The 1,967-nt window shown below is 45.9% G+C and carries 3 protein-coding genes; 1 reads left to right on the forward strand and 2 read right to left on the reverse strand.

The annotated features are described in order from the left end of the window. A partial coding sequence (locus DZ54_RS0117130; RefSeq protein ID WP_025675439.1) for an IS256 family transposase occupies nt 1-760 on the forward strand: 760 nt, incomplete at its 5' end. 108 nt (nt 761-868) lie between these two features. On the opposite strand, the gene DZ54_RS22970 is transcribed toward DZ54_RS0117130, so the two are convergent. Together DZ54_RS22970 and DZ54_RS25645 are read right to left on the reverse strand one after the other, a co-directional pair. Then, nucleotides 869-1,204: an SMI1/KNR4 family protein gene (locus DZ54_RS22970; protein WP_240474072.1), complete on the reverse strand. Its 336-nt coding sequence runs from the start codon at nt 1,202-1,204 to the stop codon at nt 869-871. 124 nt (nt 1,205-1,328) lie between these two features. Then, nucleotides 1,329-1,967, reverse strand: a 639-nt coding sequence (locus DZ54_RS25645) for an HNH/ENDO VII family nuclease (protein WP_025675441.1), incomplete at its 5' end; no start/stop codon positions are given.

Raw genomic sequence — 1,967 nt, forward strand, 5'->3', positions numbered from 1 at the left:
AGAGCGCGATCTAGAATCCATCTATCCAATCGTCTGGCTGGATGCTATTCATTACAAAATCAAAGAAAACGGGCGTTACATCAGCAAAGCGATCTACACCATTCTCGGCTTAAACATCGAAGGCAAGAAGGAATTACTCGGTCTCTACCTATCCGATCAGGAGGGCGCTCATCACTGGCTGAGCGTCTTAACAGACCTGCACAATCGAGGTGTCAAAGACATTCTGATTGCCTGCGTTGACGGCCTGAAAGGCTTTCCGGAGGCGATCGAAAGCATCTACCCCCACACGGAAATCCAGCACTGCATCATCCATCAGATCCGCAACTCAATGAAGTACGTTGCATCGAAGAACCAGAAGGCTTTCATGGCCGATCTGAAATGCGTGTACAAGGCAGTGACACTGAATGCTGCTGAGATTGCGCTCGACGAACTCGAAGCCAAATGGGGCGACAAATACCCGATAGTGATCAAATCTTGGCGCAGCAAATGGCCGACGTTATCAGGGTACTTTAAGTATCCGGACTACGTGCGAACAGCCATCTACACGACTAACGCGGTGGAGGCGGTCCACCGCCAGTTCCGCAAGCTAACCAAAACCAAAGGGGGCTTTGCCAATGAGAACAGCTTGCTCAAGCTGCTCTACGCGGGTATGTTAAAGGCGTCTGAGCGTTGGTCGCACCCGGTGCAGAACTGGAGCCTGACGCTATCGCAGCTGACCATTCACTTCGAAGGCCGACTGGATGATCACATAGACCTATGAAAAATTGGCTGACACAGAATATTGAACACCCTCGTGATTACTCGGTGACACAGAACTATGAACACCCTCTCTTCAAGACTGAGATGCTAACCTCGGTAGTCTCGATCTTTACTCTGTTCTGAGTTCTACATATTCTTCGAAGAAAAGCTCGAAAGAGTCATAGAGTGTTTTATCTACCTCCTCCTTGAAAAGATTGTAGCTCACAATCTCACCGTAGCCGTCAGGCAATAAGTTAACACACCAACATACTTCATCTTCTTTAAAGTATATAACTGCAAGGTAGTCGGGCAATCCAAATTCCTTTCTGCAATAAAGAGTATCGAAAAGCATGCCGCCATGACATTCTTCTGATGCGTCATCAGAAATAATTCCAGATATTTCCTCCTCTATGACACCACCACCACCAACTAGGCGAAAGAAATATTTTAGTGAGTCAGGAAGCAACGAACCCAACTCCGATTCTAATAGATGGATTTGCTCATCACTTGCTTGCCCTAACCAAAAACCTCATCATCGGCATTCTTATCTAAATCTCTAATTAATTCATTGATTTTTTCCATATTTTACCTCACAAAAAATCTAAACTTCTAGTTTCCCAGTAACTCTTTCTAAATCTACTATACTGTCGCTCTAGTTTCGCATTATTCCTGAAACTGTTTCCATCTTCTATTAAGCCATGCAGAGGTTTGTGATATTTCTTATGCGTTGATGAAACGATTTCAACCATCGGCCCAGGCTCTTTACCAATTACGTGATGCAGATTTATTTGTTTTCCATCTGGGCCGATTGGGGCATAGCCTTTTTTCATCAGCTCTAAGTTAGTCCAACCATCTGAGATTTTGCTTTTAATAGATGGATGAACTGATGAATCGACAAACTCAGGTTTTCCAGGAAAAACATCTTCTGTATTTTTATAAACTTTTCTGCCGAGCACCTCTTCAGGCTGGTACTTACTTTTTGAACCACACCCCGCCAGCCCCAGCGGATCCACCCACTCTAGTGGGTTGGCGACATACGCCTGTGGCCTTAATCCTCCCGCAAACCCTATCGGGTCGGGGCTAAGATACTGGCCACTGTCTGCATCGTAATAACGGTTTACGTTATAGTAAAGGCCCGATTCTGGGTCTTCGAGTTGTCCTTGGTAGCGAAGGTCACACTGTATACTGTCGTTGGCCGCTTCTTCGCGTCGTTGCCAGTGGCGTTGTGA

Source organism: Salinivibrio socompensis S35, assembly GCF_000513715.1.
Lineage (GTDB): Bacteria > Pseudomonadota > Gammaproteobacteria > Enterobacterales > Vibrionaceae > Salinivibrio > Salinivibrio socompensis.